General features: G+C 45.4%; 22 protein-coding genes. 19 read left to right on the top strand and 3 right to left on the bottom strand.

Annotated elements, in window-relative coordinates; translation table 11 throughout:
- The first annotated feature begins 140 nt into the window (after positions 1–140).
- From ACQEXT_RS15110 to ACQEXT_RS15180, 15 genes are all read left to right on the top strand, one after another.
- A complete protein-coding gene (locus ACQEXT_RS15110; RefSeq protein ID WP_426952825.1) occupies positions 141–2,129 on the top strand; it encodes a tRNA(Met) cytidine acetyltransferase TmcA in 1,989 nt (662 codons plus the stop codon).
- A gap of 355 nt (positions 2,130–2,484) precedes the next feature.
- A complete protein-coding gene (locus tag ACQEXT_RS15115; RefSeq protein WP_331427687.1) occupies positions 2,485–2,781 on the top strand; it encodes an STAS domain-containing protein in 297 nt (98 codons plus the stop codon).
- Positions 2,774–3,133 carry a response regulator gene (locus ACQEXT_RS15120; protein ID WP_138973058.1) on the top strand — a complete coding sequence of 120 codons (360 nt, stop codon included), beginning with the start codon at positions 2,774–2,776 and terminating at the stop codon, positions 3,131–3,133. The genes ACQEXT_RS15115 and ACQEXT_RS15120 overlap by 8 nt, the downstream gene beginning before the upstream one ends.
- A 43-nt stretch (positions 3,134–3,176) precedes the next feature.
- Positions 3,177–5,240 (top strand): chemotaxis protein CheA, encoded by a 2,064-nt coding sequence (locus ACQEXT_RS15125; protein ID WP_426952827.1) that lies wholly within the window; start codon positions 3,177–3,179, stop codon positions 5,238–5,240.
- Between the two features lie 105 nt (positions 5,241–5,345).
- Complete coding sequence (locus ACQEXT_RS15130; RefSeq protein ID WP_426952902.1) at positions 5,346–5,813, top strand: chemotaxis protein CheW; 468 nt, start codon at positions 5,346–5,348, stop codon at positions 5,811–5,813.
- A complete protein-coding gene (locus tag ACQEXT_RS15135) occupies positions 5,810–6,280 on the top strand; it encodes a chemotaxis protein CheW (RefSeq protein WP_138973055.1) in 471 nt (156 codons plus the stop codon). The genes ACQEXT_RS15130 and ACQEXT_RS15135 overlap by 4 nt, the downstream gene beginning before the upstream one ends.
- A gap of 70 nt (positions 6,281–6,350) precedes the next feature.
- On the top strand, positions 6,351–8,747 hold the full coding sequence (gene aer2, locus ACQEXT_RS15140; protein ID WP_426952830.1) for an aerotaxis transducer Aer2: 2,397 nt from the start codon (positions 6,351–6,353) through the stop codon (positions 8,745–8,747).
- Positions 8,732–9,589 (top strand): CheR family methyltransferase, encoded by an 858-nt coding sequence (locus ACQEXT_RS15145; RefSeq protein ID WP_426952831.1) that lies wholly within the window; start codon positions 8,732–8,734, stop codon positions 9,587–9,589. Before aer2 ends, ACQEXT_RS15145 begins: the two co-directional genes overlap by 16 nt.
- A 9-nt stretch (positions 9,590–9,598) precedes the next feature.
- Positions 9,599–10,246 (top strand): chemotaxis protein CheD, encoded by a 648-nt coding sequence (locus ACQEXT_RS15150; protein WP_331427683.1) that lies wholly within the window; start codon positions 9,599–9,601, stop codon positions 10,244–10,246.
- Positions 10,246–11,286 (top strand): chemotaxis response regulator protein-glutamate methylesterase, encoded by a 1,041-nt coding sequence (locus ACQEXT_RS15155; RefSeq protein WP_331418062.1) that lies wholly within the window; start codon positions 10,246–10,248, stop codon positions 11,284–11,286. The genes ACQEXT_RS15150 and ACQEXT_RS15155 overlap by 1 nt, the downstream gene beginning before the upstream one ends.
- 28 nt (positions 11,287–11,314) lie before the next feature.
- Positions 11,315–12,475, top strand: coding sequence for a methyl-accepting chemotaxis protein (locus ACQEXT_RS15160; protein WP_426952834.1), 1,161 nt, complete (start codon positions 11,315–11,317; stop codon positions 12,473–12,475).
- A 38-nt stretch (positions 12,476–12,513) separates the two neighbouring features.
- On the top strand, positions 12,514–12,813 hold the full coding sequence (locus ACQEXT_RS15165; protein WP_138973049.1) for an STAS domain-containing protein: 300 nt from the start codon (positions 12,514–12,516) through the stop codon (positions 12,811–12,813).
- 17 nt (positions 12,814–12,830) lie between these two features.
- Positions 12,831–14,534, top strand: coding sequence for an ATP-binding SpoIIE family protein phosphatase (locus tag ACQEXT_RS15170; RefSeq protein ID WP_426952836.1), 1,704 nt, complete (start codon positions 12,831–12,833; stop codon positions 14,532–14,534).
- Positions 14,535–14,655: 121 nt separating this feature from the next.
- Positions 14,656–16,335, top strand: coding sequence for a DUF342 domain-containing protein (locus tag ACQEXT_RS15175; RefSeq protein ID WP_426952838.1), 1,680 nt, complete (start codon positions 14,656–14,658; stop codon positions 16,333–16,335).
- Between the two features lie 94 nt (positions 16,336–16,429).
- Positions 16,430–17,284: a DMT family transporter gene (locus ACQEXT_RS15180; protein WP_426952840.1), complete on the top strand. Its 855-nt coding sequence runs from the start codon at positions 16,430–16,432 to the stop codon at positions 17,282–17,284.
- A gap of 25 nt (positions 17,285–17,309) precedes the next feature.
- Here the strand turns inward: ACQEXT_RS15180 and ACQEXT_RS15185 are convergent, their stop codons facing one another.
- The 3 genes from ACQEXT_RS15185 to ACQEXT_RS15195 all read right to left on the bottom strand — a co-directional run bounded on the left by ACQEXT_RS15185 (position 17,310) and on the right by ACQEXT_RS15195 (position 20,631).
- A complete protein-coding gene (locus ACQEXT_RS15185) occupies positions 17,310–19,022 on the bottom strand; it encodes a methyl-accepting chemotaxis protein (RefSeq protein ID WP_426952842.1) in 1,713 nt (570 codons plus the stop codon).
- Between the two features lie 304 nt (positions 19,023–19,326).
- The gene (locus ACQEXT_RS15190) at positions 19,327–19,986 is read right to left on the bottom strand and encodes a nitroreductase family protein (RefSeq protein WP_269375283.1); all 660 of its coding nucleotides are present in this window, start codon (positions 19,984–19,986) and stop codon (positions 19,327–19,329) included.
- A gap of 225 nt (positions 19,987–20,211) precedes the next feature.
- Positions 20,212–20,631: a universal stress protein gene (locus tag ACQEXT_RS15195; RefSeq protein ID WP_426952845.1), complete on the bottom strand. Its 420-nt coding sequence runs from the start codon at positions 20,629–20,631 to the stop codon at positions 20,212–20,214.
- A gap of 203 nt (positions 20,632–20,834) precedes the next feature.
- On the opposite strand from ACQEXT_RS15195, the gene ACQEXT_RS15200 reads away from it, so the two are divergent.
- The 4 genes from ACQEXT_RS15200 (at position 20,835) to ACQEXT_RS15215 (ending at position 26,350) form a co-directional block, all read left to right on the top strand.
- A complete protein-coding gene (locus ACQEXT_RS15200; RefSeq protein ID WP_426952847.1) occupies positions 20,835–22,229 on the top strand; it encodes a glycoside hydrolase family 1 protein in 1,395 nt (464 codons plus the stop codon).
- Positions 22,230–22,445: 216 nt separating this feature from the next.
- Positions 22,446–23,171 (top strand): IclR family transcriptional regulator, encoded by a 726-nt coding sequence (locus ACQEXT_RS15205; RefSeq protein WP_419723629.1) that lies wholly within the window; start codon positions 22,446–22,448, stop codon positions 23,169–23,171.
- A 5-nt stretch (positions 23,172–23,176) separates the two neighbouring features.
- The gene (locus tag ACQEXT_RS15210; protein WP_138973042.1) at positions 23,177–24,010 is read left to right on the top strand and encodes an arginase; all 834 of its coding nucleotides are present in this window, start codon (positions 23,177–23,179) and stop codon (positions 24,008–24,010) included.
- Between the two features lie 462 nt (positions 24,011–24,472).
- Complete coding sequence (locus tag ACQEXT_RS15215; protein ID WP_426952903.1) at positions 24,473–26,350, top strand: PhoX family protein; 1,878 nt, start codon at positions 24,473–24,475, stop codon at positions 26,348–26,350.
- Positions 26,351–26,719: the final 369 nt, after the last annotated feature.

The following is a 26,719-nucleotide window of genomic DNA, read 5'->3' on the forward strand; positions in this document are numbered from 1 at the left end:
GAGAGCAATAAAACCAAAGGCAAAGAAATACCCCAATAAAAAGAAAGCCAGTCAGCTTAACTGACTGGCATTAGCCTCTGGGCGGCTTTTTTTATGTCATAATGTCGGCAGATAAACACGATTGAAACAGTACCTATTGCATGAAAACCATACACGACTACTTTTCTCAGCTTCTCGTTATTGCCACTCAGCGTAATCACCGTTTTGGTGTCGTTGTTCGTGGAAGCGATGAGTGGCAACAGCAATGTCTTGTCGAGGTTGCTAGCCAAGTTGATCCATCGGCTATCTATCAATTGGGTGGCGATGCTTCAGTAGAAGTCAGTCGGTTCGCTAAGTTCAATAAGGGTCAGCAGTTGTTGGGGCAAGAGTGCCAACTGCTGATCTGTGATTTTCGTGCTGGCTTTGATGCCAACAGTTTTACCGCCGCAACAGGCTGTGTTCGAGGCGGCGGTCTGATTGTTATCGTCACCGCCAAAGAAGACAGAGAGCGTCTTGACCAAATGTGGTTGGCGAACGCATTGGATGGACTGATTCAGCTCCATCAAGATCAATCGTTGCCCCAACTCCCTAGCGCTAAGGTCAGTGATTTCGAGCCTTATCGAGACCAACAACAAGCGATAGAGAAAATTATCAAAGTGGTGGAAGGTCACCGAAAGAGACCATTAGTGATGACCGCTGATCGTGGGCGCGGAAAAAGTAGTGCCCTAGGCATAGCAGCGGCTCAACTGATGCAATCTCGCACTCTACGCATCGTTGTTACCGCGCCAAGTATCGCAACCGTTCAACCTGTTTTTGAGCATGCCAGTCGTTTATTGAATGGCGTCAAGATGGACAACAACCAGCTGTGCTTTCAGCAGTCGATTCTTGATTTTGTTGCGCCGGATGAGTTATTACGCAACCAAACTGAGCTTGATTTTCTATTGGTTGATGAAGCCTCGGCGATTCCAATTCCTATGCTGCAAAGTATGGTAGAACGATACCATCGAGCCGTCTTTTCAACGACGATTCATGGCTATGAAGGTTGTGGTCGTGGCTTTAGCTTAAAGTTTCAAACTTGGCTTAAACAGCAACGCCCAGGAACGTCCTTTTATCATCTGCAACAGCCTATAAGATGGGCGACTGATGACCCGTTAGAAAAGTGGTTGTTCGATAGTTTTCTTCTCAATAGTGAGTTGATGGATCTTTCCAGCCAAGCTCAAGACCCTATCTTGCAGCGGGTAGACAAGCGTCAACTGATTTCTTCTCCTGAGATTCTTAACAACTGTTTCGCTTTGTTGGTCAACGCTCACTACCAAACTTCACCGAATGACCTGATGTTGTTACTCGCTGACGATGCGATTCACCTTTATACCGCATTCGATGGTGATATCTGCCTTGGATGTATTCTAGCGATTGAAGAGGGTAAGTTGCCGAGTGATCTGCTTGAGCAGATTTGTATGGGTAAGCGTCGACCAAAAGGGCATTTGGTTGCGACAACTTTGGCAAACCAGCTTGGCATCACTGAAGCGGCGCAACAATCGAGCTTACGTATCATGCGGATTGCTGTTCATCCTCAAGGTCAAAGAAAAAGGATTGGACAGCAATTGATTCGTCAATTGATACACAATAGCGACTATGACTTTTACTCCACCAGCTTTGGGGCGACGAGTGAATTGGTTCAATTTTGGCATCGCTGCGGTTTTGCGTCAGTTCGGCTGGGCAGCCAACGTGATCAAGCGAGTGGAACGCACTCTCTTGTGATGGTGAAAGGGAACGTCGATTGGCTTAATAGTGCGAGGGCGCAGTTTTTTCATGGCTTCGATTATTCATTGAGTACTCTGTTTGCCCAACTTGAGATTGAACTCGTCCGTAGTTTAATCGCAAATAAAGATGCTTCCGTTGATAAACCTAGCTTCAACCCACTGATCGAGCGGTATTGCTTAGGCGGGGCAAGTTACGAAAGCGTCGCTCCCCATCTCTATTCTTGGTGGCAAGATACCCCTTCATTGGCAGGCAAAGTCAGCGACTTTTTCATACGCCTCGTGGTACAACGAAACACTTGGTCATCTTGTATAGCTGAATTTGGTTTTGCTGGCAGGAAGCAGGCAGAGCAAGTTTTTCGTCAGCAGTTAAGTGAGTTACTCACTTAACTCTCTCTACTCGCACTAAATCTACAAAATTTACACTGTAAAAGCGGTTCTGTGTGGAGCCATTTACAGTGTAAACCGCGTTGGTGTTTACACTGTAAATCGAAAACGTTTCAGAGTTTTGCATGTCGTTTTTCGAACGGCATTGGATAAAATTGTGAAAATTTATCCAACTGTGCAAACTTATGTAATTGATTAATTCTTAAAGATAAAAGTTCTTATATCGTCTCTCTGCATCAAACTCTCACCCAAACTATCTAGTTTTACTTGCTTGCGCATTAATTATTCCTTCCTACACTCATCTTAAGCAACATGGTTAATATCGGCTAGGAATAATAATAAAGTGAAGGTTGAAAACATGGACTGTTTATTACCTGCGTCATTGGACATCTCGACAGTGCTCGATAGCGCCAATGACTATAAGGCTTGGCTTGCTCAAGATACCAATCAACTTCATATCGATGCTTCACAGGTCAATCGCGTTGATGCCGCGGGGTTACAGGCATTGACCGCGTTATTCTTATCCGCTAAATCCCATAAGATCGATATTCGACTAGTAAAACCTACTCCATTACTAATCGAGGGTATTAATACATTAGGACTGCACGATCAGTTTGATATCAATAGTGAAGTTGGAGAACCGCAACATGACTAAAATACTAGCTGTGGATGATTCTGTGTCTATTCGCCAAATGGTCAGTCACACATTACGTGACGCTGGCTATGACGTAGAGACTGCAAACGATGGGCGAGACGCTCTAAGCAAAGTGACTTCAGCGAAATTCGATGTGGTCATTTCGGATGTCAATATGCCAAATATGGGTGGATTTGAGCTGGTTAAAGCGTTACGCGAAAAACCGCAATACAAGTTTATTCCAATTTTAATGCTGACCACGGAAACCAGTGCCGACAAGAAACAAGAAGGTAAGTCGGCTGGAGCGACAGGTTGGTTAGTAAAACCGTTTAATCCAGACACACTCCTAAAAACATTAAAACGTGTGATTTAAACGACGCTTCTCTCACATAGCAACGTCAATTGGTGAGGTTATTATGGCTTTAGACATGGAACAGTTACGCAAGATGTTTTACGAGGAATGTCGTGAAAATCTTGAAGTGCTTGAAGATGTGTTGCTCAATTTGGATCCTACCCATGTAGAAGATGAGTCAATCAATACGATTTTTCGTGCTGCTCACTCAATCAAAGGGGGAGCAGGAACGTTTAATCTGCTCGACATCAGCGAGTTCACTCATAGCGTTGAAGCTTACCTCGATCTCGTCCGCAATCATCAACGTAGTCTCAGTGCCGAAACGATCGACCTGTTACTGAAAAGCGGTGATTGTATCCACAGCATGCTTGAAGGTCATGAACAGGGGAGTGAAGTGAATGACGCTCTCAAGCAAGAAATAAGTCTCAAGTTAGTTGCCTTATTGGATGAGAACTCAATAGAGCCTCAGTCAGCAAATGCTGGGCTAGCCGAAACGCAAAGCTCACCTTCCAACCAAAGCAACCAGCCTTGGCGAATCGTGTTCACCCCACATCAGGAGATGTTCTTTAGTGGTAACGATCCACTAAGGATTCTTCGTGAGCTGACTGAACTGGATGCGTCTTGTGTGATAGAAGTCGACACATCAAAACTTCCTGAGATTGAAGCCTTGGAGTCTGAACTTTGCTATCTCTCTTGGCATGCCACTATCAGCGGATTGGTTGAAGAGGATTTAATCCGAGAGATTTTCGAGTGGGTTGAAGATGAGTGTGACTTAACCGTTGAACGCATTGGTAGCAATGAATCGAATGATGCTAGTGAAGCGTTGTCTGACCTTGTCCAAACAGCACCTCAAGTTGAGGCCGTCGAAAAGAAAACAGAAACTGAAGCGAAATCGACAAAGGCGGCAAAATCAGATTCCAGCGTGAGTTCTATCCGTGTCGACATAGACAAAGTCGACAGCCTGATTAACTTAGTTGGCGAGTTGGTGATTACCCAGTCCATGCTCACCGAAATTGGCAATGACTTTACGATTGAGAAATTAGAGAAGCTCAAAACAGGCCTAGATCAACTGCTGCAAAACAGCAAAGACTTGCAAGAAAATGTACTCAATATTCGTATGTTACCGATGAGTTTTGCATTCAGCCGTTTCCCGCGTTTGGTGCGGGATCTATCGAGTCGTCTTGAGAAACTGGTGGATCTACAAATAAAAGGTGAGCAAACCGAACTCGATAAAACCGTCCTCGAGCGCATTGTCGATCCATTAGTCCACCTTGTTCGAAATGGTATTGATCATGGAATCGAACAACCATCGACGCGACTTGCAAGCGGAAAGCCGGAGGTCGGTGTCATTGAGTTGAATGCTTACCATCAGGGTGGCTCAATAGTGATTGAGATTAAAGATGATGGTGCAGGGCTGAACTGTGACAAGTTATGGGATAAAGCATTAGAAAAAGGTGTATTGGCTGTGGATTCTCGCCGCGACGAATATTCCGATAAACAGCTGATGAATCTGATTTTTGCGCCGGGTTTTTCAACCGCAGAACAAGTGTCCGATATTTCTGGACGAGGAGTCGGAATGGATGTTGTTCGCCGCAACATTGAGGAGCTCGGCGGACATATCGAGGTTGAATCTAAGCTGGGTGAAGGAAGTTGTTTCACGATTAGTTTACCTCTCACATTAGCCATTCTTGATGGCCAGTTAGTCAAAGTGGCGGGAGAGGTGTATGTGATACCTTTGCTGACGATTGTCGAATCAATTCAAATTGATCCTGCCTGTATCAAGATTGCTTCTGGTGGCATTGAACTCTATCGATTACGCGAAGAAAACATTCCTATTTTACGTCTCCAAGATGAGCTGGAGATGGGGGAGAGTGGAGCACTAGAACAACGCATTCTCTGCTTTGTAGAAGCCGCTGGAAATCGAGTGGGTTTGTTGCTTGATGAATTGCATGACCAACAGCAAGTGGTGATCAAGAGCCTTGAATCAAACTACAGCAAGGTAGCTGGTATCTCAGGTGCAACGATTTTAGGTGATGGCTCGGTCTCTTTGATTCTCGATATCCAAGGGTTAATCACGAACTTCCTCAATCGTTCTTCCGAAGTCACTCACAACGGTATTGCGGCGTAAGGAGACGATATGGATGCAGTAATCACAGACATGGACCGTTCCGTTGGAATGAATGATGTCGCGAAAAAAAATATTGCTGAACAAGCGGAAGCGCTACTCGACAGCATGGGTGATGAAGTAAGTGAAAGCGCGGATTTTTTGAGTTTCGAACTGGCGCATGAACTGTATGGCGTTGAAATCAAAGATGTTGAAGAGATCCGTGTTTGGGAAAGACCAACGCCTATCCCCAGGGCTCCCAAGTTTGTTCTTGGTGTGATCAACCTACGTGGAATGATTGTCCCTGTTATCGATTTACGCTCTCGCTTCTCGGTTGGCAAATGTGAATATCTACCAACCACAGTCGTGATTGTACTTCGTTACAGTGACAGTGAAAGAGATCGTTTGATGGGGTTGGTTGTTGATGCCGTGAGCGATGTCGTCAGTCGCGGACACAATGAACTCTATCCGGCAGTCGGTGAGTCAATGGTCACGCCCTACCTACAAGGTTTAATCAATGTTGGCGATCAGGTGATGTCACTGCTCAACACGGAAGAGTTACTCAATATTGAACGCATTCTGAGGGCCGAATCATGATCGCGACGCAAGAGTTTCTTAGTTTTGTACTTGAAGGTGAAGAGTACGGCGTACCGATTTTGGATGTGCGAGAAGTTCGCGGTTGGAACCCCGTCAGAGAGGTGCCAAATTCCCCGGCCTACATGAAAGGTGTGCTTGAGATCCGAGGAGAGTATGTACCGATTGTTGATTTACGAATGCGCTTTGGTTTAACGCCCGCAACAATAGGTGTCACAACGGTTGTGATTGTGCTGAATGATACCCAAAAACACCCACTTGGCATTATTGTCGACGGTGTTTCAGAAGTGTACCCGTTGACTGAAGAACAGATAAAACCATCACCACACGTATCCTCGGATGTTGATCATAGCTATGTCCGTGGCATCGCCTCGGTGAGCAATGGTCATTTAGTACTTATTAATTTAGACGCTTTGTTCGATCCGGCAGAGCTAGCAGTACCCAACCAAGCGGAAGAGAGTTGGGCTTAATGCCAATCTGAATGCGGTTTATTCGTTTTGGTAATACACGTCAGAAGAAGCAACCAGTGAGAGGTAACTCATGGCATTTTGGAATAAACAACCAGGGCCTGCTGCTCAATTCGTAGCACCAACGCAGGACACGCTAACCGACGAGTTCCTGCCTGAAGAAGAGCAAGGAATATCGAAGGAGCAACTACTCTCGGCACTCAATACAGCTCAAACCGCTCTGATGATGATTGATCGTGATTTCAATATCACATATCTCAATCAGAAGTCCATTGATCTGCTCAAGATGCATGAGGCTCTGTTTCAATCGATTTGGCCTAATTTTAAAGCAACCGAAGAGTTCTTATTGGGCTATTGCATAGACTTGTTTCACACCAATCCGAGTCATCAACGACAGATGCTATCCAATCCATCTAACTTACCTTACACCACGACCATCACGGTCAAAGACGTTAAGATCGAACTGAACGTAGGGGCGATCATAGATGCAAGCGGTACGTATGTAGGTAACACATTAGAATGGTCTGACGTAACGGAAGCGCTTAAGCAGAAGAATGATATTGCCCGCTTACAAGCCGCGGTGAATCAGGCGCAAACCGCGATGGTCATGATCGACAGAGACCTGTTAATCACTTACGCCAATCAAGAAACCCTTAATCTGTTTAGCAAGCATGAAGCAACCATGCGTTCAGTATGGGCAGGGTTTACGGCCAGTGAAGAGTGGTTAATGGGGCGTTGTATTGACGAGTTCCACCGCAATCCGGCTCACCAAAGACAACTACTGTCTGATCCGAATAACTTGCCGTACAGCACTGACATTAGCATCAAAGATTTAAAGATTGAGTTAAATGTTGCTGCGATTAATGACGCTCAGGGCAACTATATTGGCAATACACTTGAGTGGCGTGATGTGACTGAAGAGCGAGCAAAAGAAGAAGAGGTTGGTCGATTGGCCTCTGCGGTTGCTGGCATGACAACCAATATTATGATGGCCAATAAAGAGGGCATCATTACGTATCTCAATCCTGCATTACACAATTTACTGCGCAGCCGAGAAAGTGATCTTCAGAAAGTTCTACCGGGATTTGATGCCAGTAGTCTGGTTGGAAAGAGCATCGACATCTTCCATAAGAATCCAGGCCACCAGCGCAACATCATTACCAATCCTGATCGCCTCCCTTTCTCCTCCAATATTGCGGTCGGCGGATTGGAATTTAACCTCACCTGTATTGCGATGCGAGATGGGCAGGGCAACTACATAGGGCCAGCTTTGCAATGGGTTGACATCACTGAACAGCAAGATGGTCAGCGTCAGGTCGAATCCTTGATTCAAAAAGCCATTGCCGGTGACTTGAGTGAACGTATTGATACCAGCGTTTATAACGGCTTTATGAAAGAGTTGGGCGATGGCATCAACAACTTACTCGATACCATGGTTGTTCCGTTAGGCCAGTGTATTGATGTCATGAGTCAGGTGGCCGAAGGTAATCTCAACACCACTATGCCCGAAGATAACACGGGTGAGTTTGCTCGTCTGTCCAATGCCGTGAACACCTCCATTCTTAACCTACGCAATATGGTTGACAAAATTACTCAGTCATCGGCTCGCGTTGCGACTGCCTCTACGGAGATTGCAGAAGGCAACAATGACTTGAGTCAGCGCGTCGAAGCTCAAGCCTCTAACTTAGAAGAGACTGCGGCGAGTATGGAGCAAATGACCGCAACAGTGCGCCAAAATGCGGATAACGCCAAAGGAGCCAACGAGCTATCGGATGATGCGGCTAAAAAAGCCAGTAAAGGGGGTGAAGTGGTTGGTCAGGCGGTGTCTGCAATGGCCGAGATTAATACCGCGAGTAAGAAAATTGCCGACATCATTGGCGTGATAGATGAGATTGCTTTCCAAACGAACTTATTGGCACTCAATGCCGCCGTGGAAGCCGCTCGTGCTGGTGAACAGGGTCGTGGTTTTGCTGTTGTTGCTGGTGAAGTCCGTAATCTCGCACAGCGCAGTGCGGCGGCGGCGAAAGAGATTAAAGGCCTAATCAAAGACAGTGTTGAAAAAGTCGACGAAGGTTCACGTCTGGTTGATGAATCGGGAGAAACGCTCAATGAGATTGTAGAGGCCGTAGAGAAGGTGACAGAGCTGATTGCACAGATTGCCTCTTCAAGTCAGGAGCAGTCTACGGGCATTGATGAAATCAATCGAGCGATAGCAACAATGGATGAGATGACACAGCAGAATGCGTCATTGGTTGAAGAAACCTCCGCGGCGAGTCAATCACTCAAAGACGAAGGCAAGCAGCTGCTGCATCTGATGAACTTCTTTGCGACGGACAACAATGTGACCACCTTTGAATCTAAGTCGTTGGACAAAGTGAGAGACAACAATGTTCGCGAAATTAGAACACCAAAGGTTGCCAATTCTAGCTTCAAGCTTGAAGAGGATGGGGACGAATGGGAAGAGTTCTAGCTCAGGCTGAAAACTCGGTGGCTGATAAGAGTGAGTTTGAACTGACGGATAAAGACTTCAAGTTTATTCAATGGTTCATGCATAAAAACGTCGGCATCTTCTTTTCAGATCGAAAGAGAACCATGGTTTATGGCCGGATTAGTCGCCAGCTACGGCGACTAGGCCTACGTCGTTTTCGCGATTACCGACCCATGATTGAGCAGGACCCGTCGGAGCAAGCTAACTTCATTAATTGCCTGACAACCAATAAAACGCAGTTCTTTCGCGAGTATCACCACTTTGAGTTTCTTGAAAAGGTACTTGTTAAAGAGTGGCGAGAACAAGGACTGAGCAAACTCAGAATTTGGTCCGCAGGTTGTTCAACCGGAGAGGAGCCGTACAGCTTTGTGGCTTCTCTCCATTGGGTACAGGCGTTCGACCAGTTTGAAGATATCAGACTGACTGCGACGGATTTGGATACCAAAGTATTGCAACATGCGCAGCGTGGAATCTATAGCGATGATGCGATTAAAACGATACCGAGTAAGTATCTTAAACCGAGTTTTGTCCGTGGTACTGGGGCACAGCAGGGCAACATTAAGTGTCGTATTGGATTGCAAAAATACATTCAGTTTCGTCAGTTGAACTTACTGGAGAATTGGGATTTTTCAGAGCCCTTTGATCTGATCTCATGTCGGAATGTGATGATCTATTTCGACAGACAGACCCAAGCAAAATTGATCAAACGTTTTTATCAACAACTCAAACCAAATGGCGTGCTCTTTATTGGTCATTCAGAGAGTGTCCCTGCGAACCTTGATCTGTTTCACCATGTTGGGCACACCATTTACGTAAAAAAATAGGCAATAACAATGATCAGTTCGAGGCTAGTAACACCAAAATATGAAAACAGTCACTTCAATCGCTTTTACCATCCAACCCAAGAAAAGCACATAGTGAAGTTGTTACCAGGAGGGATATATAGCACAAAAGCGCAAGACGAGTTGATCGCGACAGGGCTAGGGTCGTGTGTCGCTGCTTGTATGTGGGATGCCAATGAAGGGATTGGTGGAATGAATCACTTTTTGCTGCCATTTGACAGCAAGTCTCAGCTCAAATCATGGAATCCAGAGGAGGTCGTCTCTACTGCTTCTCGTTATGGGAGCTATGCGATGGAAATGTTGCTTAATGCCATGCTCGCTAGAGGCGCTAAGCGATCTTCCTTGCAGGTGAAGGTCTTCGGAGGGGCGCAAATGTTAGGGCGCAACTCGATGATAGGGGAAAAGAACGTCGCATTTATTCTTAATTACATTCAACAAGAAGGAATGAATGTGACAGCACAAGATCTAGGAGGTCTTGAACCTCGGAAAGTCATTTTTGACCCGATAAGTGGTAGGGCGTGGTTAAAGAGAATTCCGTTTACAGAAGTGCACCTCCTACAGCACCAAGAAGAAAAATATGCCAGTCAGTTGGATAGGGAAAGTCATCGCCCACATGACGATGACGTGGAGCTGTTTTAATGAGAAAAATTAAAGTACTTATTGTTGATGATTCGCCAGTCTTCAGAGCTTTGCTACAACAACTGATCAACTCAGATCCTGATTTAGAAGTGGTTGCCATGGCAGAAGACCCCTTTCAAGCACGAGAGTTGATCAAGCAACATAATCCCGATGTGCTGACACTCGACATCGAAATGCCAAAAATGAATGGTGTCCAGTTCTTAAAAAACTTGATGCGTCTAAGACCGATGCCTGTGGTGATGATTTCCACTCTTACTCAACATGGGGCAGGGCCGACACTGGCGGCATTAGAGCTTGGCGCGGTAGATTATTTCCCTAAACCAGCGGTAGAAAGTACGGCTGATATGGTGAACTATAAAGCGTTGGTTAACGAAAAAATCAAGATGGCGGCGGGAGCGAATGTTGCAACGTCGTCAGCACACAATTCGGCCGTTAAGCTCGCGGCCCCTAAGCATAATCACAAAGTAGAAGTGATTGCTATCGGCGCATCAACCGGTGGAACTGAAGCGGTAAAACAAGTGCTATCTACTTTGCCGTCTGGGTTACCCCCGATCATCATTACCCAACATATCAGTGCTATGTTCTCCTCTTCTTTTGCTGAACGTCTCAATGAACATAGTGATATCGAGGTTAAGGAGCTCACCGCTAATCGAGCCCCATTGACCAATGGCTGCGCCTATCTTGCTCCGGGTGACAAACATATCGTTGTTGTTCGACGTGGTACTCACCTCTACTGTCAGCTCGATGATCGTCCCGCCGTCAACCGACACAAGCCTTCCGTTGATGTCATGTTTGATGCAGTGGCAGAAACGGTAGGCAAAAAAGCCATAGGTGTGATCTTAACGGGGATGGGACAAGATGGAGCCAGAGGCATGCTTAGGATGAAAGAGCAGGGGGCGAAAACCATCGCTCAGGACCAAGCCTCTTCCGTCGTTTGGGGAATGCCTCGTGTCGCGGTAGAAATGGATGCAGCAATGTCAGTGGTTGACCTCAACAGCGTTGCTGAGCAGATATGCCACTACTTATCTAGCGATTCATAGTTTGGGCTTACAACATCAAGGAAGAACGATGAAAACAAAAATAAGCAAAATTAAAACCCGCTACTTCATCGCTGTTGGCTTACAAGTATTGCTCTTGTCGATTGCTGTGAGTATGTCCTCCTCTATCGCCCATGTTGCTTTGATGGTGTTGGCTGCGGCAATCCCATGGCTGGTCATGCCAAAGCAAATGAATAACAGTGAATCGAGTGCTCAAGCGGTGGCAACGCCAAGCCAAGTGAATACCACACCTAAGGAAGTCTATCCGTTACTTACGGTGCTTTCCCAGCAACTAAAAGAACCTTTAGATCATCAGAGAAGTGTGGTGGATGAGTCAGTGGAGACTCTCAACGAAAGCTACTTTGAACTACAAAAACTTGCGGAGGGGCAAAATCAGATCACCGCTGAATTGGTCGACAATCTGCTTGGCAGCCGTGATAGCGATAGCGACATTAGTCAGGTACTGCCTAAAACTGAGGCAATCATTCGTCAGTTTGTCGATACTCTTGTGGATGTCTCAGAGAAAAGTATCTCGGCGGTACATAGTATTCATGATATGTCGGATAAATTGGATGCCGTATTCCGCTTGCTGGAGCAAGTGAGAGGCCTGTCTGAGCAGACAAATTTGTTGGCGTTAAACGCAGCAATAGAAGCAGCTCGGGCTGGTGACGCTGGACGCGGATTCGCTGTTGTGGCTCAGGAGGTACGCAACTTATCGGTGAAAGCAGAAGAATTAAATACCCAGATTGAAGCTGAGATCAGTGTGGCTCAAAAAACGGTTAAAGAGGCGAACAAAACCGTTGGTGAAATGGCCTCTATTGATATGACCGAGGCCATTGAGTCGAAGGAAAAAGTCGATGACATGCTGCGAGGCGTACAGCAGGTAAATATATCTGTAGAGCAAGAGGTGCAGAAAATCCGTTCCAGTGGCGAGTTGTTGCACGCCCAAGTTGATAACGGAATTCGTGCTTTACAGTTTGCCGATATCATTGTCCAGCAAGGTGATTACGCCAAGCAAACCGTGGGCTATCTACAGCAGTTTGCTGAGCTCTGCCAACAGTGGACAACCAATGGTATCGATTTCAATGAATTCACATTGGCGTTAGTCGAATTACAGGAGCAAGTTGACAATCGTGGTGCTCCAGCGGCTTCTCAAGAAAGCATTGATGAAGGGGAGGTTGAACTGTTCTGAACTCTTGAGTTGTCTAACTATTTCACAAGGAGATAAGCATGTCAGTTGAAGCACAGGTAGACGCTGCGGCGAAACATATAACAATACTGATTGAGGGCGCTTTTGGGTTCAATTTGGTGCAGGACTTTAGGCGCTGTTATAACGACCGACAAGAGTTTCGTTTTACGATAGATCTAAGAAAAGTTGATTACATCGATAGTGCTGGATTAGGCATGTTGCTCAATATGCATAATTATTTAGGCCAAGACGATGGCATGATTAAAATAACCAACACGCTGCCACAAGTTAGAAAGATTTTGACCATTTCTCGATTCGACAAGAAGTTTGTCATCGAATGAAAAGCTGAGGAGGTCGTATGCATGTAATGATTGTTGATGATCATGCTACGAACAGAGAGCTATGCCGCTTTATGCTTAGCGATCTCTCTGACGTTGTAAGCACATTTGAAAATGGCGAAGGCGTGGTTCAGGCGATGTTGGAAATGGATGACTTGCCTGATGTCATCTTGCTTGACGTGATGATGCCTGTCAAAGATGGCATCACGACTGCAAGCGAGATTCGGCAGGCTTTTCCTGATGTCCATATACCGATCATTTTCCTCACAGTATTAGACGATCATGCATCTTTTGAACGTTGCCTGAAATATGGCGATGATTTTATTCTCAAGCCCGTCGAACGGAGTGTTTTGCTGGCAAAAGTTCAAGCGCACTATCGCATTGTTAAGATGCATAATGAAGTAATGGAACAGCGCGATGAACTCAGCCAGTTCCATGAACAGGTGCGATATGATTACGCGATCGCTGAGTCCATTTTCTCTAATCTGATGATAGAGATGAGTTCTCAGGTAAAAAGTATCTTTGGCATTAATTACCTCTCAACCCCATCTACCGTATTTAACGGTGACTTAATCGTTGTGGCAAATCGTCCTCATGGGGGTGTTTATGTCATGATCGCTGATGCGACTGGCCATGGCTTACCTGCCGCAATCTCTGCCATACCGGCTACACGTGCATTCTTTTCCATGGCATCAAAGGGGCTTTCTTTAGGAGAGATCGCTCGGGAGATTAATGAAGTTTTAGTCCGTTTCTTACCTATGGGCATGATGTTGGCGGCAAGTATCTTTGAGGTACGTGCCAATGGGTTTGAAGTCTCTTGGTGGGGGGGAGGGCTTCCTGATGGTTACTTGATTGAGCGAGATGGCTCAATCGTCCGTCGACTGACTTCCACTCACATGCCATTGGGGGTTCTAGAACCTCATGAGTTTGAATCGGACTTGGTGCATTTCAAATTGGAACCAGACCAACAGATCATCTGCTATACCGACGGTGTTATCGAAGCGATGAATGAGGAAGGTGAACAGTTTGGTCAGCAGCGTTTAGAGAAGGCTTTTTTGTCAAATCGAGCCATTATCCCAACCTTGTATGATTCCGTTCGTCAGTTTGCGAACAAGCCTGTTGGGGATGACTTATCCATTCTTGCCATGCGGTTTCCTATCTCCAACGGCAATGTTCAAGAACCACCGCCAAATAGCACGACGATCAATCAGATTCCCAGCCAATCTAAGCTGCGCTTAGATGGAGAAGTATTGCGCAATGTTTCCGTGATGATTGAAGTCCGTAAGTTCGTGGCAGGCATACTGCATGGTGGAGTGCATTTGGACTTGGTATGTTCTGTGCTCTCAGAGCTGTTTGCCAACGCGATTGAGCACGGGTTGTTAAGACTTGATTCTGCGATAAAAGAAGAGCCTGATGGTTTTTTCTTGTTCTATCAACTGCGGGAGGAAAAGCTAAAAGAGTTGGAAGACAGTGCTTGGACAGAACTCAGCATCAATTTTTTACCTAAAGAAGAAAAGTTGATCATGGAACTTGAGCATAATGGAGAAGGGTTTGATTATCAGAAAAATTATGGTTCAAGTCAGGAAAAACAGCCGCTCACCCACGGACGCGGTATTGTTCTTGCTTCGGAATTGTGTGATTCACTAGAGTATTCAAAGCAGGGGCGCAGTGTCACCGCAGTATATTCGTTAAAAGCGGCTCATCACTTTCCGAGCTCTAGCTAACGTTATTTACAGTGTAAAAACATCATCTAGTGATATATGCCTGAAATTGTCACTATTTTGATACAGTGATGAGGATTAATTTTATACACTCGGCCTAGAAGGAACTTAAAGGCAGAATGGCATGTGGGATAAGTTTGTTGCTTTTTCTGATGATAACAAACAAGTTATCGCGAAGTTGTTACCCGATATCACGGTTGATAAGAATTTTGACAGTCGCGGTTTGAGTGAAGCGTTGTCAGCAATTGGCGCTGGAGACTTATTTGTGCTTGAAGACGAAGTCACTCGTTTTATTCATTGCGCAAAAGAGATGAAAAGCGAAGCCTATGTTGGCATCACGGTTGCTGAGGTACGCAATGCTTGTGTCGAAGTCGTTCTTTCTGATCATGACATGCTTGCTAGTATGGTTGTCACTGGTGCCTATCGTGGGCAACCACTCAGAGGCCCACAAATCGTTCACGCTTTGGCTCAAATGCATGTGACTAAAGGGATCAATAAGCTCGCCTTGAAAAAAGTACTGGTCATGAGCCATCAGTTGAAACCTGGAGAGACGTTCACTCAAGCCGTCGCACAAGGCAAGCAACCTAAACAGGGTGTAGACACCAAATTTGTTCCTTTGGTCAAAGATCCCACCAAACAAGTTCTCGCGCCTAAAGAATCTTCCGTTGATGGTAAAGTCGATATGCTTAATTTGGGCGAGACGATCAATGTTTCACAAAATGACCCTTTAATGAAACGGGTTCCTGCTACTAAGGGGTTGCCTGGGATGACGGTGCTTGGCAAAGTCATTCCACCTAAGCCGGGTAAAGATGCGGTGTTTAAGGTCGGCAAGGGCACGATGATCTCCCCTGATAATCCCAATCTGTTAATTGCCTCCGTTTCGGGCATGCCGATTCTCAAAGAGCGTGGTGTTGAGGTTGAAGATGCACTATGCCTCCCTACCATTGGTGTGGCGACGGGGCATGTTAAATTCAAGGGCAATGTTGTCGTCCTCGGCAATGTCGAGTCAGATATGGTCGTGAGGGCGACGGGGAATCTCACGGTTGGTGGCTTTATTGAATCAGCCGATATCCAAGTTCAAGGTGATATCGAAGTGGCTAAAGGGATCATTGGCCATAACGTTTCTGAAGGTGAGAAGAAAAGCTGTATCGTAAAATCGGGTGGTTCTATTACCGCCAACTATGCGCAGTTCGCCGAACTACAGGCTGCAAATGACATTCACCTTAGTGTCCACTGTATGGGTAATGAAGTTCGTTGTGGACACAATCTCGTGGTTTGTGACGCCAACGAAAAGCAGGGCACTTTAAGTGGTGGCTCTGCTAAAGTGGGTGGCAAGGTGACGTGCGTAAATCTCGGTGTAGAAGGCGATACCGCTACCTACGTGCATGTTTTTGCTCGCTTTCAAATGTATAAAGAGCGTCAAGCTAAGCTCAAAGAACAATATACTCAAGCTCAAGAAGGGACTATGGGTATTATCCGCAAAGAGCTGGAATTCAAAAAAACGCCCAAGTCAGAGCGTACTCCCGAACAAGAACAGAAGTTAGAGGCAGACAAGCAGGAAGCCAATGCTCATCTCGAGAAGGTGAAACATGCTCGAGACACTAATGATCAAGAGTTAGAAGTCGCGTTGGCTGAGTGTACCTTAGAGGCTAAGAACAAAGTGTTTACTCACGTAACGGTTCAGTTTGGTGATGAAAAGGTGATCACCAAACGCGTCCGAGGCGCGAGTATTTTTAGTTTCAATCAATATGAAATCAAACGTTCATCGATGTTTGAGGAAGAAGACCTAGAGCAAGACGATTGATTCTTTAGACTTAGACGCTATTAATCATAATCAATGATGCTATCGCCCATATGGTTTGCCGATATACTTTAGTTGGACTTAAATGGGATGACACATGTCTAATTCAATCAATCTGATTGTGGCTTTGATCGCTTTTGCTGCGAACTCGTTTTTTTGTCGTTTTGCTCTGGCTGAAGAGGCGATAGATCCGGGGTCTTTTACCTTCATCCGATTGCTATCTGGTGCGATTACTTTAGCGGTGATTTTGATGATACGCCGCGAACTCAAGAGCCGGTTTTTGACCAGTAAGGTCAGTTGGGCGGGGGGGATTGCACTGTTCGGCTATGCGGTAAGTTTTTCATTTGCGTATTCGCAGCTTAGTACCGGAACTGGGGCATTGATTCTGTTTGGTATGGTTCAGCTCGCGTTAGTGGTGTTTCATGTGCTTTCCGGATATCGCTTGAACCGAATCGAAATCTTAGGCATTGCCGTGGCGATTGGGGGCTTTGTTACTTTGATGCTACCCTCTGCCCAAACACCTAGTTTGTCGGCCGCGATCTTGATGATGTTGTCCGGTATTTGTTGGGCTGCTTTTACGTTATTGGGACGCACGGCGGCGGCACCTTCACTCTCAATTACGCATGGTTTTGTACTGGCGAGCGTCATTGCTTTAGTGCTGAGTCCATGGCTTGTTCATACCGCAACCCTCACGCTGAGCGGGGTGGGATGGGCCTTGTTGTCGGGAATTTTCGCATCTGGATTTGGTTATATTCTTTGGTATCGAGTAGTGAAACAGATATCGATGTTGCAGGCCTCTGTCGCTCAACTTAGTGTGCCCGTTATTGCGTTTGCAGCGGGTAGTATTGGCCTTGGCGAGACGATTACAACGAGTTCCGTAATCGCAGCGTTACTTGTGTTAAGTGGTATTGCGGTGATTTTTGTTGCAAAAGAAAACGCTGACCCAGAGTGAGATGATCTGGGTCAGCAGCTTTTGATTAAACGCGATAATGTTCGATTTCATGGTGAAGCAGTTCGGTGAGCTCGGCTAACTCTTGTGTCGCCGCACTGCTTTGCTCCGCTCCCACCGCTGTTTGATTGGAAATTTCGCTGATACTCGATATGTTAGTGTTTATCTCTTCAGTCACTAGACTTTGTTGTTCTGCGGCAGTCGCAATTTGGACATTCATCGCCGTGATTTGATCGACACTCGACTTAATCAAATTGAGTGCATCGCCTGCTTCACGAGCTTTTTCAACCGTAGACAACGCATTTTGCGCGCCGATTTCTAAACGTTGAGTCGATTCACGGCTGCCATTTTGCAAACGCTGAATGGTCTCGAGTATCTCTTGCGTTGACTGTTGAGTTCGACTGGCGAGTGTTCGTACTTCGTCAGCCACCACCGCAAAACCTCGTCCTTGTTCTCCTGCCCGCGCCGCTTCGATAGCGGCGTTGAGTGCCAGCAAGTTAGTCTGTTCTGAAATCCCCTGAATCACATCGACCACACTGCCGATCTCTTCTGAGTGCTTCGCCAACTGGTGCATCGCGTTGACAGAGTCTTGCATTTCTCTCGATAGTCTTTCAATCAAGTCGATACTTTCCGTCACCACTTTCTGACCGCTTTCAGCGGCCTGATCCGCCTGTTCAGAAGCTTGTGCCGCTAATGAGGCGCTTTGTGCGACTTCATGAACCGTAGCGGTAAACTCATTGATGGCCGTTGCGATTTGCTCGGTTTGCGCTTGCTGCGTCAGGATATTTTGTTTGGTCTGTACTGCGACGGCTGAGCTCTCTTCGGCAGAGCGTGCTAATTGACTGATGGAATCACGGTTGGTCTGCACAACATGCTGAAAACTGCTCACAATATTGTTGACTGAGTCAGCAATACGAGCAAACTCATCGTTTCCACTCAGAGATAAACGCTGGGTCAGATCCCCTTGGGCAATTTGCCCTGAAGAGGTCTCTAGTTGGGTCACGGCAGCGTTAATGCGTTTTACTACTACGGTGGAAAGGCCAATGATCACGACCAGAGAAATCAGTGTGATACCGCTTACCGCAACGATAAAGTGACGGGTGTTTTCATTGGCCTGATTGAAACTGTTTTTACCTTCGTTTACCTGCATTGTGAAAAAGGTTTCTGCGAATTTGTAAGCCTCGTTAAACAACGGATTTATCTTACTCAGAAGGATGAGGTTGGAGCCGTTAAAGTCACCAGAATTCAATTTGGCGATGGCGGGTTCAAAACCTTGGTTGGTAATATCGTCAATGACTTTTGCTAGATTAGTGACAACGGTTTTTTCTTCTGCGCCAAGCTCGGACTTTAATAGTTCGTTATCAATAATATGATGCAAGGTTTTCAGAGAGGTCTGAATCTGATCAATATGGAACTGCAAAGGGTGGTCATGCATTGCTGCCGTGTCCGATGAAGGATCATGTTGAAATGAGAGTAGCAATGCGCTTCGGGCATTACTCAGTTCATCAATGACTCGACTGGTTCTTATAGTATGTTGCATCCCTTGGCTATACAGTTCTTCAATAAAACTGGCAGATGTCTGCATACCGGATATGCCTTTATAGCCTAAGACCAAGAAGGCAATGAAGGTCAGTAAGATCGCCAATTTTAGTTTGGTACTTACTTTAGCGAACAGCGAGGAGAAACCTTTGCGGGTGAGTTGTGTGTTTTCCGGACTCTGCTCTCGCGAAACTGATGTCATGACGTATCCTCAATTAGTATATTTGTTTTTCCTAATATTAGATAAATTGGATAAACTAATCCTCTCTTCAAATTGACTCAGATCATCAAAATAATTTTCTTGTTATGAGCTAGCCCTAAAATGTTAGGTCGCGCATGTTTTTAGAGTCCAAGATGAAATAGTCATTAGCGTGATGAATGGAAGCAAAAAGGCTTCCTTAAAGGAAGCCTTGTGATTTTGTGTGGCTCACTGAATGTGAGTCATGCGGTTTAGCGGTGATATTGGCAACGATCGTGCGTTTCACCATAGTATCCGCTCCGATGCTTTAAAGTGTTGTGATAACGTCTTCAATAGGCAAACGAGCTTTTGGCAGACCGTGGTTATAGTCTTCACCTTCTTTGTGGTAGCCCATTGCAAGTGCAAAATCACATACGTATCCGTCTAGCTCTTCTTTGAATACGTCACCGATTAGCTCTGCATCAACCCCTTCCATTGGTGTCGAAGCAATCCCCAAGCGTGCCAGTGTGTGTAAGGTATTACCTAGGGCAATGTAAGTTTGAGCTTTCGTCCAATTTCCGTTGTAGCCTGCCTCATCGGTATTCAGTTCAGCAAAACCGAATGCGCCATTTAGCATGTCGTTGTATCGCTCTGCTGGTAAATGACCTGATGTCACTTCAGCATCGACAACTTTTTTGTACTGCTCTTTGGTATAACGTGGGTTATGGGCAAACAAAATCGTATGTGATGCTTCTTTTGCGTGTGGTTGATTAAACGCAAACTTATTGGCAAACGTGTCGTGAAATCTTTGTTTTGCTTCATCACTCTCTAGCACGATAAATTTCCATGGTTGCGAGTTAATTGATGAAGCAGATAGGTGGATCGCTTGCTTGATGGTTTCGATATCCTGCGCTGAAATGCGTTTGGTCGCGTCATATTTTTTAGCGGTGTAGCGAGTTTCTAAATCTTTGATAATTGGATGAGTCATATGGGCTCCTAACTTTCTCTATATTGGCGCCAATTGCCGTCAGCGTCTCTTGATGAGGGTAATTTACGTCATGATAACTAACGGAAAAATAGCGATATTTGCCAATCACTATGGAACTTTTTGTCCATAATGCAGCGTGGCAAGGAGTCGGTTAGAAACGCATAAAAATTAAAAACGGGCCTCGCTATGAGACCCGTTGTCAACGTTGAGCGGAGCAACAAAGGGCTAGATAGGTACCACAAGGATATCAACGGGAGATGCATCGACTAAATGTTTGGAGTAAGAGACAATTTTGCTCCAAAAATCGTGGTGGTGACCACAAAGCAAGAGATCGACGTTATTATTTTCGATCGTATTCGCTAATTTATCGGCTAGGTCTCCCGAGCCAAGCAGGATGTGCTTAATAGGGAATGCGCTGTACGATTCAAATGCGCGGATTTGTTCAATGGTGTGCTCACCAAACGGCGGATGATTCGTCTCGGTTTGAAGGTCGACAACTTCTGGGTAAATCTCCCCGTGAGAGCCATCAATATGGATAAATGAAACCTCGGCATTCGTCAGTTTTGCCAAGTAGACCGCTTTATCGACTAACACTTTACTTTCGTCAGTAAGCTCAAGCGCAACAAGAATATGTTTGTAGTTCATAAACATGACCTTCTAGTGAATATCCTAATCTAAGCATAAACCTTGAGGTTGGATAAAGGTGCCGTCAAGATCTCGAAAATGCCAAAAGCTTACATAAAAAGGCCAACAAAATAGGAAATATAAATTAATTATCCCGACCTCATTTGTTTGGCTAGGCTAGGTCTACAATGGTGGGCAGATAAACGACGGACTAGGAACTGAACATGACCACATTCCCGACCAATTTTCTTTGGGGTGGCGCGATCGCTGCCAATCAGGTAGAAGGCGCTTTTAACTCTGATAACAAGGGGTTATCAACTTCTGATATGTTGCCAAATGGCATTTTAAGCCCGCATCAAAGTCGTGAACAACGTGGTGAAGGAATCAAGGATGTTGCGATCGATTTTTACCATCGTTATCCGCAGGATATTGAACTATTCGATGAGATGGGATTCAACTGCTTACGGCTTTCTATTGCGTGGACGCGTATCTATCCAAATGGCGATGAACTAGAGCCAAATGAGCAGGGGCTGGCATACTACGACAAGATTTTCGATCAACTGGCTAAGCATAATATTCAGCCGTTTGTGACCTTATCTCATTATGAGATGCCCTATGCGTTAGTCGAAAACTATGGCGGTTGGGCTAGCCGCGAATTGATCACCTTTTTTGAGCGTTATGCGCACACGGTATTTGAACGTTACAAAGACAAAGTCAAACTTTGGTTGACGTTCAACGAGATTAACATGTCGCTTCACGCGCCATTTACTGGCGTTGGCTTGGCTGAAGAGGCTAATCAACAGCAGATTTACCAAGCTATACACCACCAACTACTGGCTAACGCGAAAGCCGTTAATCTGTGTCACAAGGTGATTCCAGATGGCAAGATAGGCAATATGCTGCTTGGTGCGATTAACTACCCATTCACCTGTCATCCTGATGATGTGATTGCAGCGATGCATGAGAACAACAAGTGGTTATTCTTTGGTGATGTCCAAACGCGAGGTAAGTACCCAGGTTATATGTTGAGATATTTCCGTGAACAAGGCATCGAGATTGAGATGCAACCTGGAGATCTTGAGTTGTTAGCCAGTGCGAGTGTCGATTTTATCTCATTTAGTTATTACGCCAGCGGCTGCGCGAGTGCGGATCCTAAGCACAAAGAGGTGGGAAATATCGTTGACAGCGTTCCGAATCCTTACCTTGAAAAAAGTCAGTGGGGGTGGCTCATCGACCCGAAAGGGCTACGTATACTGCTTAACTTTTTGTACGACCGCTACCAAAAGCCATTATTTGTGGTGGAGAATGGTCTTGGAGCTCGCGATGAAATCGATGACAACGGCCAAATCAATGACGATTATCGAATCGCTTATCTCAATGATCATTTGGTTCAGGCTCACGAAGCGATGTTAGATGGCGTTGAGCTGATGGGATTCACCAGTTGGGGGCCCATTGATTTGGTGGCCAACTCAACCGCCGAGATGAGCAAGCGATACGGATTTATCTACGTTGATAGGCATGATGATGGACACGGTAGTTTAGAACGAAAACGCAAAAAGAGTTTTTTCTGGTACCAACAGGTGATTGCCACTCATGGTGCTAGCCTTACGCAGAAATAGCCAAACATTATTCCATACAAGTAAAAGGAGCCGTTATGAGGCTCCTTTTTATTCACACCGATGTTCGACAAATGCACTGAGAAAATGATCGCCTTTAGTTTTTTGTATTCTCACATAGTAAGAAATGTAGCATTATTTTGTTTATAAATTCCTACCAAGTAAGAATACAATTTGATCACTATCAATCGAAAACGCTACAACAATAGCGTGAACTCTATGAAACAGAATAGCGGACAGGTTAACGAAAAAGTTCTTCAACTATTAATGCAGGTGGCGGTCAATGATGAGCCGATCACAGCCAAACAGTTGAGTGAACAATTAGGCACACCGATCAGTAGTCTTTACCGTCATTTGAAGTTGCTAAAAGAGTGGAATCTGATCGAGGAAAGTCCAAATGACAAAACCTTGATCATCGGTCCAGCAGCACTGCTATTGATGCGCAGTTATGAAACGAGTCAACACGACTTAGATGTCGTTGACGCAGTGTTGAACCGATTACAGAAACAGACGGGTGAGATGGCGGCTTATATGGTGCCTGTTGGTTACAGAGCATTGTGTGTGAGTCGCAAAGAGAGCATGCAGGCGCTTCGTTGCAGCTACGTCCAGGGTCAAAGTCAACCCCTGTTACGAGGCGCCTCATCCAAAGTTATGTTGGCTTATATGCCAGCAACGCGATGTGAAAAAATCTTGCGCTATTTTGGGGAACAAGAACGCCACGAACAGTGGAAGCTGGAACTGGAGCAAATCCGCAATCAGGGATATGCCGTTAGTACCTCAGAAATTGACTCTGGTGTGTCTGGTATCAGCGCACCAGTAATGAAAGGCTCCAAACTGATCGGTGCAATTTCAGTAATGGCTCCTGCTCATCGAGTTCAATTAAATCAACAGAGGATCATTCTTCACGTACTTCAAGCAGCGAGGGCATTGCCCCCAGAAAGGTAATTCATATGTTTGGCCTATTTCGACGTAATAAAGATCAAAATCTCACAGGGATGTTGTCTCATCGTTTAGCTCTTCTCACGGTTAGTGAAAAGCTCAAGCCGATGAAGCTGGTGGATTTCGAAATGGCCGATCAAAGCTTGGAAGAGATTTATCAGTGGATTGAAGAGCTGGATGGTTTTAGCTGGTTAAATGGTGGGCACTACAACCTTACTGCTCAGCCAGTGACCAAATACCAGCATCAGTTGAGCCGTTACCTTGGCACTGAGACATTGCCAGTTGTGTTTACTAATAACAGTGAAACCTTGCTCCACTCGTTGCCTCTGTTGCACTCCTCTAGACAAGAGCTTGGCATTGTTCATATTGGTCGAGACTTTGAACTCAAGGCGTCACTAGAACCCGTTCAAGGCAGCGCATACCATTTTGCTCTTGCTCGCTACAATGAGTGTCGTCTGTTCTGCCTAGGGGTTGATATTAACCAGCATACAGAGCGTTTGTTAGAATACGCTGAAGACTTAGGTTGTGATTGGATGACGGGTGAAGAATGCAGCTTCAGTCATCGTTTTCAAGTCAAGAATCAGTTGGCGAGCTTTTTAGCGCACTGTAATGATGTGGTAGTTAACATCGACTTATCTTGCCTCTACCCAGTCTCGAGATTGGAGCAAGGAACGGCATTGGATGTGCAGATGGTCAATCGTATGATTCGTCAGTTACTGATTTCCGGAAAGGTGCGTCAGGTACAATTGGTGGGTTATAAAGATAAACATCTTTACTCAAAACAGACGCAAAGCATCATGCATGAGTTAACTCAGCTGTTTCCTTTCAGCCATAGAGCAGCCTAATTTTCATTGCGATAAAAACACAAAAGCTGGCGGTTAAGCCAGCTTAGTACGGTGGGTTAGCACATTAAGATGATTTGCTCGCGTCTTTGTTCGACTCTTTCCAGTATTGAATGCGTACGCGATGCAATTGTGCTTTTCTCATTTTCTTCATGATAATCCCTCACTTAAAAAACAAACATGCTCCTCAATGAGCTTATGTGAATGTAGTTCCTCATGAACAATCAACAATGTAGCTACCAAATCTGAAAAGATCTAGGTTTTTGATCACATTTTTTTGTACGTATTACACTATTTATCAGTCAAAAGTGAACCATAGCGCACTTTAATGAAGTTGAAATGTAAATTCACTCTTTGTGTCTATTTTTATTAATCAATATGAAACAATGGCTTAACTTGTTTGTCATGCTGACTATCTACGATCTGCGCCAAAGAGATAAAAACTACTCAAGCAAGGAGTCAGCAATGTGGGATCGTGACAGTCAGGATTCTCAATTCAGCCAAATGATCGACGCGTGTTTATCACGTCGTCGTTTTTTAGCTGGTACCGCAGCCGTTAGTGCAAGTGCATTTCTTTCACTAAACCCAATTACTAAAGCTTTTGCCGCTAACAACGACAGTTCACTGCTCAACTTTGAAGCGGTTCCTGCTTCGACGGCCGATGCGTTTATTGTACCTAAAGGGTACAAAGCAACGCCGCTGCTGTCGTGGGGAGACCCTATTTTCCCAGATGCCCCTGAGTTTGACCCGAGTGGTAAGCAAGGTTCTAAGGCTCAATTGCGTCAGTTTGGTGATAACACGGATGGGATGAGCCTATTTCCTATTAGCGAAGACCGAGCGGTTATCGCGGTAAATAATGAATACACCAATTACGATCTACTGTTTGATCATGGTGGTAAAGCCATGACTGCCGACGATGTGTTAAAAGCTCAGGCTGCACACGGTGTTACGGTATTTGAAATCATTCGAAAAGGCGGTGAGTGGAAGCTGGATAAAAATGGCATGCGAAACCGCAGAATTACAGCCAACACTGAAATGAAACTCACCGGGCCTGCGGCTGGTCATGATTTAATGAAAACTGAGCTGGATCCTTCGGGAATGAAGCCGCTGGGCACGTTTAATAACTGCGCGAATGGTCAAACGCCTTGGGGAACATACCTAACTTGTGAAGAGAACTTCAATGGCTACTTTGGTACTAGAGCGAGTGCTGATCTTAGCGCTGACCATAAACGCTACGGAGTAAAAGCCGCACCAAGTAAGTATCAATGGCACGATAGTGATGAGCGTTTTGATGTTGCCAAGCACCCGAATGAACCTCACCGTTTTGGTTGGGTAGTAGAAATTGATCCGAATGACCCTACATCAACCCCACTGAAGCGCACGGCTTTAGGCCGATTTAAACATGAAAATGCTGCATTATTGGTGGATGACAGCGGTCATGTTGTGGTGTACCTAGGCGATGATGAGCGTGGTGAGCACCTGTACAAATTTGTTTCTAAGAACACATACCAGCCGGGTAATGACCAAGCGAATCGCAATCTACTTGAAGAAGGCACATTGTATGTGGCGAAATTCGAGATGGATGATAAACAACTGCGCGGTAAAGGTCAGTGGATCGAGCTTACACATGGTAAAAATGGGCTAACAAAGCAGAATGGTTTTATGGATCAGGCTGAAGTGATGATCTTTGCTCGTCGTGCGGCAACGCAAGTGGGGGCAACAACCATGGATCGTCCTGAGTGGGTCGCGGTTCACCCAGATAACAAGCATGTATTCTGCACCTTAACCAACAACAAAAACCGTGGTGTTAAAGAGGGACAGCCTGTAGGTGGTCCTAACCCGCGTAAAGAAAACCACTATGGTCAGATTGTGCGTTGGATGCCGAAGAACGGATCTCACATCAGTGACAATTTTGAATGGGATCTCTACTTGATTGCCGGTAACCCACAAGTGCATCAGGGTAGCCTGTATGCAGGCAGTGACAACATTAATGCAGATAACATGTTCAACAGCCCTGATGGTATTGGTTTTGATAGCGCGGGTCGCTTGTGGATTCAAACCGACGGCAATTACTCGAACAAAGGAAATTTTGCGGGTCAAGGTAACAACCAAATGTTGTGTGGTGATCCTATGACGGGCGAAGTGCGTCGTTTCCTTACTGGCCCAGTTGCTTGTGAGATTACCGGTCTTACCTTTTCATCAGACTATAAAACCATGTTTGTTGGTGTTCAGCACCCAGGTGAAGATGGGGCACCTTCGAACTTCCCTGGCGGGGGTAGCACTAAACCGCGTTCAACTATTATGGCGATTACCCGAGAAGATGGTGGCGTGATTGGCGCATAAACACTCATAAACTGGGTTTTAAAACGGGGCTTTGTGCCCCGTTTTTGTGTTGCTACAGGCGAGTTTGCGATAATTATGCATGTGTAGGCATAAAATTTGTGATCATCTATTCATTCACCACTAAATATAGTTGCTTCACGTGTACGGTATCACTATATTGAAAAGGTATCTCAGTAACTTAAAGGTGTAGAGAATCGAGTAAACTCCCAAAGTAAATACGAATAAACTGAACCCAAATCGACACACAGGGCTTAACGAACCCATCGTTAAGAGTGAATCGACAAACGTAATAGAACTAAGTATTTCCGTAGGCCTTTTGCTTTATCTTTCTCAAAAAGTCACATCTTCAAGTTATCGATACTTTGTTGA

Origin of the sequence: Vibrio sp. TRT 29B02, from assembly GCF_050113655.1 — a bacterium.
In the GTDB taxonomy this organism is placed as follows: domain Bacteria; phylum Pseudomonadota; class Gammaproteobacteria; order Enterobacterales; family Vibrionaceae; genus Vibrio.

Excerpts from the sequence above, each read along its gene's own strand:
- ACQEXT_RS15215 (WP_426952903.1), top strand. The coding sequence starts at position 24,473 with ATGTGGGATCGTGACAGTCAGGATTCTCAATTCAGCCAAATGATCGAC.
- ACQEXT_RS15165 (WP_138973049.1), top strand. The coding sequence starts at position 12,514 with ATGTCAGTTGAAGCACAGGTAGACGCTGCGGCGAAACATATAACAATA.
- ACQEXT_RS15195 (WP_426952845.1), bottom strand. The coding sequence starts at position 20,631 with ATGAACTACAAACATATTCTTGTTGCGCTTGAGCTTACTGACGAAAGT.
- ACQEXT_RS15120 (WP_138973058.1), top strand. The coding sequence starts at position 2,774 with ATGACTAAAATACTAGCTGTGGATGATTCTGTGTCTATTCGCCAAATG.
- ACQEXT_RS15175 (WP_426952838.1), top strand. The coding sequence starts at position 14,656 with ATGTGGGATAAGTTTGTTGCTTTTTCTGATGATAACAAACAAGTTATC.
- ACQEXT_RS15125 (WP_426952827.1), top strand. The coding sequence starts at position 3,177 with ATGGCTTTAGACATGGAACAGTTACGCAAGATGTTTTACGAGGAATGT.
- ACQEXT_RS15160 (WP_426952834.1), top strand. The coding sequence starts at position 11,315 with ATGAAAACAAAAATAAGCAAAATTAAAACCCGCTACTTCATCGCTGTT.
- ACQEXT_RS15150 (WP_331427683.1), top strand. The coding sequence starts at position 9,599 with ATGATCAGTTCGAGGCTAGTAACACCAAAATATGAAAACAGTCACTTC.
- ACQEXT_RS15190 (WP_269375283.1), bottom strand. The coding sequence starts at position 19,986 with ATGACTCATCCAATTATCAAAGATTTAGAAACTCGCTACACCGCTAAA.
- ACQEXT_RS15205 (WP_419723629.1), top strand. The coding sequence starts at position 22,446 with ATGAAACAGAATAGCGGACAGGTTAACGAAAAAGTTCTTCAACTATTA.
- ACQEXT_RS15110 (WP_426952825.1), top strand. The coding sequence starts at position 141 with ATGAAAACCATACACGACTACTTTTCTCAGCTTCTCGTTATTGCCACT.
- aer2 (WP_426952830.1), top strand. The coding sequence starts at position 6,351 with ATGGCATTTTGGAATAAACAACCAGGGCCTGCTGCTCAATTCGTAGCA.
- ACQEXT_RS15115 (WP_331427687.1), top strand. The coding sequence starts at position 2,485 with ATGGACTGTTTATTACCTGCGTCATTGGACATCTCGACAGTGCTCGAT.
- ACQEXT_RS15170 (WP_426952836.1), top strand. The coding sequence starts at position 12,831 with ATGCATGTAATGATTGTTGATGATCATGCTACGAACAGAGAGCTATGC.
- ACQEXT_RS15210 (WP_138973042.1), top strand. The coding sequence starts at position 23,177 with ATGTTTGGCCTATTTCGACGTAATAAAGATCAAAATCTCACAGGGATG.
- ACQEXT_RS15185 (WP_426952842.1), bottom strand. The coding sequence starts at position 19,022 with ATGACATCAGTTTCGCGAGAGCAGAGTCCGGAAAACACACAACTCACC.
- ACQEXT_RS15145 (WP_426952831.1), top strand. The coding sequence starts at position 8,732 with ATGGGAAGAGTTCTAGCTCAGGCTGAAAACTCGGTGGCTGATAAGAGT.
- ACQEXT_RS15200 (WP_426952847.1), top strand. The coding sequence starts at position 20,835 with ATGACCACATTCCCGACCAATTTTCTTTGGGGTGGCGCGATCGCTGCC.
- ACQEXT_RS15155 (WP_331418062.1), top strand. The coding sequence starts at position 10,246 with ATGAGAAAAATTAAAGTACTTATTGTTGATGATTCGCCAGTCTTCAGA.
- ACQEXT_RS15135 (WP_138973055.1), top strand. The coding sequence starts at position 5,810 with ATGATCGCGACGCAAGAGTTTCTTAGTTTTGTACTTGAAGGTGAAGAG.
- ACQEXT_RS15180 (WP_426952840.1), top strand. The coding sequence starts at position 16,430 with ATGTCTAATTCAATCAATCTGATTGTGGCTTTGATCGCTTTTGCTGCG.
- ACQEXT_RS15130 (WP_426952902.1), top strand. The coding sequence starts at position 5,346 with ATGGGTGATGAAGTAAGTGAAAGCGCGGATTTTTTGAGTTTCGAACTG.